The sequence below is a fragment of the Mesorhizobium sp. M0571 genome (genome assembly GCF_040320985.1).
In the GTDB taxonomy this organism is placed as follows: domain Bacteria; phylum Pseudomonadota; class Alphaproteobacteria; order Rhizobiales; family Rhizobiaceae; genus Mesorhizobium.
The window spans coordinates 208,805-215,261 of record NZ_JAMYQT010000008.1; the positions used below are offsets into that span (position 1 = coordinate 208,805).

Genomic DNA, 6,457 nt, shown 5'->3' on the forward strand with positions numbered 1-6,457 from the left:
CTGAATTCCTGTTATCTCAAAGTTATATGCCGCTTGCCTGATTCAATCCGGCAACGCTGTAATTGCCCTGGTTCATTTCCTCGAGCCGGGCCTTTCGTTCGGCCAGCAGCCCGAGATAGTGCATGGCCACCATCGAGCCGGCAATTGCCGTTATATCGGCGTGATCATAGGCTGGCGCAACCTCGACGACGTCGGCGCCGACGATATCGACCTGGTTGATCTGGCGCAGCACCGACAGGATCTTTGCCGAAGACGGGCCTCCCGCGACCGGCGTTCCGGTGCCGGGCGCAAAAGCCGGATCCAGGCAATCGATGTCGAAGGTGACGTAGGTCTTCTTGCCGCCGGTACGGTCGACGATGGCGTAGGCGATGTCGGATGCCCGCATTTCCTCCACTTCATGGCCATACAGGATCTTGATGCCGAAAGTGTCGGGCGCATGGGTGCGGATGCCGATCTGGATCGAGCGGTCGGGGTCGATGATGCCCTCCTTTACCGCACGGCCGACGAAGGAGCCGTGATCGATGCGCTTGCCGTCGTCGGGCCAGGTGTCCTGGTGTGCGTCGAACTGCACCAGGGCCAGCGGCCCATGGATGGCGGCATGCGCCTTGAGCAGCGGCCAGGTGACGAAATGGTCGCCGCCGAGCGATAGCAGGAAGGCGCCGGATTTCAGGATCTTTGCCGCCTCGCGCTCGATCGTGCCGGGCGTCTTCTGGTGGTTGCCGCTGTCGAGCAGGCAATCGCCATAATCGACCACGGCGAGATGTTCGAACAGATCGCGCGAAAACGGATATTGCGGGTCGTTGTCGAGGATCGCCGAGGCGCGGCGGATCGCCTGCGGTCCGAAACGCGCGCCCGGCCGATTGGTGACCGCGGCGTCGAAGGGAATGCCCCACACCACCGCATCGGCGCCCTTCACGTCCTTCGAATATTTGCGCCGCATGAACGACAGCGCGCCGGCATAGGTCGGCTCGAACGACGCACCCGTCCTGGAGCGGGTGGTGAAGGCGTGATCGATGGTTCTTGGCGGCATGAAGCGATCTCCTGTGCGTCGACGCGCAACCTTATTGGACATAATTCTCAGAATTGCGACTCCTTCGGAGAACCACGACCATTCGAGCCCGGTCACAAATTCTTGCTTGCCAGGCGAGCTCCGTATGGCTGGCCGGGAGATTGCCTGGCAAGCAACCGAAAGTAGCCGCCAACGGCTGCTTCGGCCGGCGCTGATCTGAATTTTCCAGCGTTTGCGAAGCCGGCTTCGTTCACCGGGGTGTCACGAGCGTCGCTTAACCGGGTGTCGATCCGGTACGGAGCGATTCTCATGCGAACGACTTGGCTGAGCCTTCTGCTTTCCGTCGCGCTGACGGTCCCACTTGGTTATGCGTCGGCAGGCGAAACGCGCGCCAGGCAGATACTCGACCGCTTCGAGCATGCCAACCGATGGCGCGATCATGTGATGGTGGCCGCGCACCGCGCCGGCGGCATGCAGGCCGGCAAGACGCTCTATCCCGAAAATTCGATCGCCGCCATCGAGGCGTCGATCGCAATGGGCGCCGAAATCGTCGAGGTCGATATCAGGCGCTCGAAGGACGGACAGTTCGTCGTCATGCATGACAGTTGGCTCGACCGCACCACGACTTGCAAAGGTGAGGTCGACAAGCACACATTGGCCGAACTCAAGACGTGCCGGTTGGTGATCGAAGGCACCGGCGCCGTTACGGGCGAGACGGTCTCGACGTTGCGCGAGCTGTTGATGGCGACCAGGGACAAGATCCTCATCAATCTCGACAACAAGCTCGATACCGAAAGCCTGACCGGCATGGTCGCGGTCGCGCGCGACCTCGGCATGGCCGAACAGGTGATCGTCAAGGAGAACCTGTGGGATGCGGAGAGGATCGCCACGGTTGCGGCCGCCATGGACGCGATCGAGGGCGGCTTCCAGTTCATGCCGATCATTGCCGACGATGCGGTTCACGACGCGATGTTTGCCGAAAAAGTCAGCCGGGCGTTCCCGGTGCGGGCGATCGAACTGATCAATTGGCGGGCCGGCGCCGAGACACTGACCGAGACCGGCGGCCCGCTGTTCAGCCCGCGCATGCGCGCGATCGCCGTGAGGGGCGACTGGCACATCTGGGCCGACACCTATGCCATCGTCAACAAGCCGGGCGGCTTCCTCGCTGGCGGCCGCGGCGACGAGCTGGCGGTCGCGGCCAGCCTGCCGCGCGAGACTTATGGCTTCTGGGTCGAGCGAGGCGCCACTATCATCCAGACCGACGAACCGAATGCCGCCATCGGTTGGCTGGCGGCGAACGGTTTTCGCGTGCCCTATGCCGGTGAGAAGCGCCCGGCCGAGCCGGCCAACACGGCCAGCATCAATTAGACCGGCGCGGCGAGAATTGCGGTCTCCCTCTTGTGGGGAAGATGCCCGGCGGCAGAGGAGGACGCTGTCCCGCCGACCCCAGGCCGGCAGCGCCAACTTTCGAAACCCAGAAACAGAAACCCGCCACGGTGGGCGGGTCGTCGGCGCCAATCAGCACCATACCCAGATTAGTAGCATAGCTGCCGGCACAAAGCAAGAACAAAATGTGGCGTTGTGGCAGAAAAATGCGACTATCCTTCAGCGCCTCGGTTGTCCGCCTGCAAGGTCGCGCGCCTTGGCGCCCTTTCTGTCCTGCCGGCCATCTCCTCCGCAAGGGAACCCACTTGGGGGAGATTGGCTCGTCACCGCCTTCGGTAATCTACCCGCAGGCCGCCATTGCCACACTATCCAGCTCCTTGACGACATCGTCCGACAGTTCGAGGTCGGCAGCGGCGAGGTTTTCTCGCAGATGTGCGACGGAAGACGTGCCGGGAATCAGAAGAATGTTGGGCGCGCGGCGAAGCAGCCAGGCGAGCGCGACCTGCATGGGCGTGGCGTCGAGGCGCGCAGCGACCTCGGACAAGGTCGACGACTGCAGCGGGTTGAACCCGCCGAGCGGGAAGAACGGCACATAGGCGATGCCATCGCGGGCCAGATTGTCTATCAAGGCATCGTCGCCTTGGTGCGCCAGATTGTACTGGTTCTGCACGCAGACGATCTTGCAAATCCTGCGACCTTCCGCGACTTGCGCAGCGGTGACGTTGCTCAATCCGATGTGACGCACCAAACCTTGTCGCTGAAGCTCGGCGAGTGCCGTCAGCGGCGCTTCGATCGATCCTTCGGCGGGGCCATGTGCGTCGAACATGATCCGAAGGTTGACCACTTCCAGCACGTCGAGCGCGAGATTGCGCAGATTGTCGTGCACCGCCTGTGTCAGCTCTTCTGCCGAGAAGGCCGGTAGCCATGAGCCATCCGTGCCGCGTCGGGCACCGATCTTGGTGACGATCATGAGGTCGCCGGGATAGGGTGCGAGCGCTTCGCGGATCAACAGGTTGGTGACGTGCGGGCCATAGAAATCGCTGGTGTCGATGTGATTGACGCCTTGTGCAACGGCTTCGCGCAGCACGGCCAATGCCGCGTCGTGATCCTTTGGTGGGCCGAAGACGCCTGGCCCTGCGAGCTGCATGGCGCCGTAGCCGAGCCGTCTCACTTTGCGGTCGCCGAGGATGAATGTGCCGGACTGGTCGACGCTGGACATGGTCTTTCTCCTTCAGGGATGGTGCACAGATAGACGCTGTCCGATCTCATGATAATTGGCTACAATTCGCACGGGCTGTGCGGAATGACGAACAATGCAGATTGATCTCGGGGATCTGAACGCCTTCGTGGCCGTAGCGCGCGCCAAAGGCTTTCGCGATGCGGCACGCGCCAGCGGCGGCAGTGCGTCCGGCTTGAGCGAGGCGGTGCGCCGCCTCGAGACGCAGCTCGGTGTCAGGCTGCTCAACCGGACGACCCGCAGCGTCGTCCTGACCGAAGCCGGCGAAGGCCTGCTGGCGCGGCTCGGTCCTGCCTTGACCGAGGTGGAATCGGCCCTCGACGTGGTGAACGGCTTTCGCGACAGGCCGGCAGGTACGTTGCGCCTCAATGTGCCGGTCAGCGCGGTGCGGCTGGTCCTGCCCAGCATCGTCCCGCGGTTCCTTGCCGCCTATCCCGGCATCCGGCTGGAGGTGGTCGCCGAGGAGAGCTTTGTCGATGTGCTGGCGGCCGGCTGCGACGCCGGCATCCGCTATGACGAGCGGCTGGAGCAGGACATGATCGCCGTGCCGATCGGACCGCGCGTGCAGCGCTTCGCCACCGCCGCCAGCCCTGCCTACCTGGATCGTCATGGCCGGCCGCAACACCCGAGCGACCTGCTCGGCCACGCCTGCCTGCGCGGCCGCTTTGCCAGCGGTGCGATGCCGCCGTGGGAATTCGAGCGCGACGGCGAGGTGGTGCGGGTCGACCCGACGGGGCCGCTTCTCGTGACCCTGGGCGGGGCGACTGACCTCAAAGTCGATGCAGCCGTCGCCGGCACCGGCATCATCAGTCTGTTCGAGGATTGGCTACGCCCTCACTTCGAGAGCGGGGCGCTCGAACCGCTGCTTGAGCCCTGGTGGCAGAGCTTCTCCGGGCCGTTCCTTTACTATCCCGGCCGGCGCCTCGTGCCGGCGCCGTTGCGGGCGTTCATTGACTTCATCAAGGCCTGAAGTCTGCCACGATGCGAGCGAGCCGCGCCTGCCGCCGGTGATTGGTGCCGCCATTCATAGAAAAGGCCGCCGGAGGCGGCCTTTTCGTCTTCTGAAAGCTGCGCTGCGCTTAACGCTTGGAGAACTGGAAGGAGCGGCGGGCTTTCGCCTTGCCGTACTTCTTGCGCTCGACGACGCGGCTGTCGCGGGTCAGGAAGCCGCCCTTCTTGAGCACGGCGCGCAGCGCCGGCTCGTAATAGGTCAGCGCCTTGGAGATGCCGTGGCGCACGGCACCGGCCTGGCCGGAAAGGCCGCCGCCAATGACGGTGGCAACGATGTCGTACTGGCCGGCGCGGTTGGCGGCGATGATCGGCTGGTTGAGGATCATCTGCAGCACCGGACGCGCGAAATATTCGGCGAACACCTTGTCGTTGACGACGATCTTGCCGGAGCCGGGCTTCACCCAGACGCGGGCGATGGCGTTCTTGCGCTTGCCGGTGGCGTAGGCGCGGCCCGATTTGTCGAGCTTCTGGACATGGACGGGTGCTGCCGGCTGGGTGTTGGTGTTGCCGGTGGCAGTTCCGAGTTCTGCGAGCGAGGAAAGCTCAGCCATCTTACGAAACCTTCTTGTTCTTGGCGTTCAGCTTGGCCACGTCGAGGGTGACGGGCTGCTGGGCGACATGCGGATGTTCCGTGCCTGCATAGACGCGGAGATTCTTCATCTGGCGACGGCCGAGCGGGCCACGCGGGATCATGCGTTCGACGGCCTTTTCGACGACACGCTCGGGAAAACGGCCCTCAAGCAGCTGGCGCGCGGTGCGTTCCTTGACGCCGCCGGGGTGGCCGGTGTGCCAGTAATAGACCTTGTCGGTGAACTTCTTGCCGGTGAACACCACCTTGTCGGCATTGATGACGATGACATTGTCGCCGTCGTCGACATGCGGAGTGAAGGTGGGCTTGTGCTTGCCGCGAAGATGATTGGCGATGACAGTGGCGAGACGGCCGACGACGAGACCCTCGGCGTCGATCAGCACCCACTTCTTCACCACATCCGCAGGCTTCTGCGAAAAGGTTGCCATGGATTGTTGCTTTCGGTTCGGACCTTCAAAAGAAGGCGTTTCTTGTTGCTTGGATTGGCGAAAGGCACTTGCCCGTCGCCAATAACAAAACGGCGGCCTTTGCGGGCCGCTGTTCCGTGAGGGCTTATAGGAGAGGGCGGCGACTACGTCAAGGCGCATGAAAAGCTAGCTCTGGGGTAAAATCAAGCAAAAACAATGATTTGAGCAGAAGGTATTATTTTACCACATCTCCAATCCGCTTCGGCGGGATCGAATAGGTTCCCGTCGCGTGCGCTACCGTGTGTCCCTCCGGCCCGGCGACGATGTCGATATCGAATACCATCAGGCTTCTGCCGAGCTTGAGGATGCGGCAATGGCCATCGATCGGCCCGGCCTCGGCCTTGCGGACGAAATTGATGTTGAGACTGGTGGTGACCGAAAGAGCATCCGGCCCGGCATGCGAGAGCACGCAGACATAGCCGCCTATGTCGGCCAGCGTGAACAGCGAGGAGCCCGACACGGTGCCGCCGGGGCGCAAATGGCGCTCGTCGGCATTGAGCCGCACGATGCAGCCGCCTGGAAACACCTCCACCGCCTCATAGAAGGTGAACTGGTCGTTGAGTTGCGGGAAAACGGTCGCCATCAGCGCGTTGACGTCGGCAGCGGTCAGCACCGGCTTGAGATTGCTTTGGGCAGGCATGTCGGTCCCTCGTTTGCGCCTGCCTGTATGAGCGCAGCGTGCCGTTTCTGGCAACAGCCACTCATTATGGCAGAAGCGGAAGAGGGGAGTTGGACGAAGCGAGACGGCATACTAGATT

General features: G+C 63.1%; 7 protein-coding genes. 2 read left to right on the forward strand and 5 right to left on the reverse strand.

What is annotated here, in order from left to right:
- Positions 1-22 precede the first annotated feature (22 nt).
- Positions 23-1,030: an agmatinase gene (speB, locus tag NKI85_RS12850; protein WP_352532536.1), complete on the reverse strand. Its 1,008-nt coding sequence runs from the start codon at positions 1,028-1,030 to the stop codon at positions 23-25.
- 288 nt (positions 1,031-1,318) lie between these two features.
- Between speB and NKI85_RS12855 the strand changes: the two genes are divergently transcribed.
- Positions 1,319-2,377 (forward strand): glycerophosphodiester phosphodiesterase family protein, encoded by a 1,059-nt coding sequence (locus NKI85_RS12855; protein ID WP_352532534.1) that lies wholly within the window; start codon positions 1,319-1,321, stop codon positions 2,375-2,377.
- Positions 2,378-2,735: 358 nt separating this feature from the next.
- Here NKI85_RS12855 and NKI85_RS12860 read toward each other — a convergent pair whose 3' ends face one another.
- Complete coding sequence (locus NKI85_RS12860; protein WP_352532532.1) at positions 2,736-3,614, reverse strand: aldo/keto reductase family oxidoreductase; 879 nt, start codon at positions 3,612-3,614, stop codon at positions 2,736-2,738.
- 94 nt (positions 3,615-3,708) lie between these two features.
- On the opposite strand from NKI85_RS12860, the gene NKI85_RS12865 reads away from it, so the two are divergent.
- Entirely contained in the window at positions 3,709-4,602 is an 894-nt protein-coding gene (locus tag NKI85_RS12865) for a LysR family transcriptional regulator (protein ID WP_352532530.1), read from the forward strand.
- Positions 4,603-4,711: 109 nt separating this feature from the next.
- On the opposite strand, the gene rpsI is transcribed toward NKI85_RS12865, so the two are convergent.
- From rpsI to NKI85_RS12880, 3 genes are all read right to left on the reverse strand, one after another.
- The gene (gene rpsI, locus NKI85_RS12870; RefSeq protein WP_023717316.1) at positions 4,712-5,194 is read right to left on the reverse strand and encodes a 30S ribosomal protein S9; all 483 of its coding nucleotides are present in this window, start codon (positions 5,192-5,194) and stop codon (positions 4,712-4,714) included.
- Between the two features lies 1 nt (position 5,195).
- Entirely contained in the window at positions 5,196-5,660 is a 465-nt protein-coding gene (rplM, locus tag NKI85_RS12875) for a 50S ribosomal protein L13 (RefSeq protein WP_292654203.1), read from the reverse strand.
- Positions 5,661-5,874: 214 nt separating this feature from the next.
- Positions 5,875-6,339 carry a PaaI family thioesterase gene (locus NKI85_RS12880; protein ID WP_352532528.1) on the reverse strand — a complete coding sequence of 155 codons (465 nt, stop codon included), beginning with the start codon at positions 6,337-6,339 and terminating at the stop codon, positions 5,875-5,877.
- Positions 6,340-6,457: the final 118 nt, after the last annotated feature.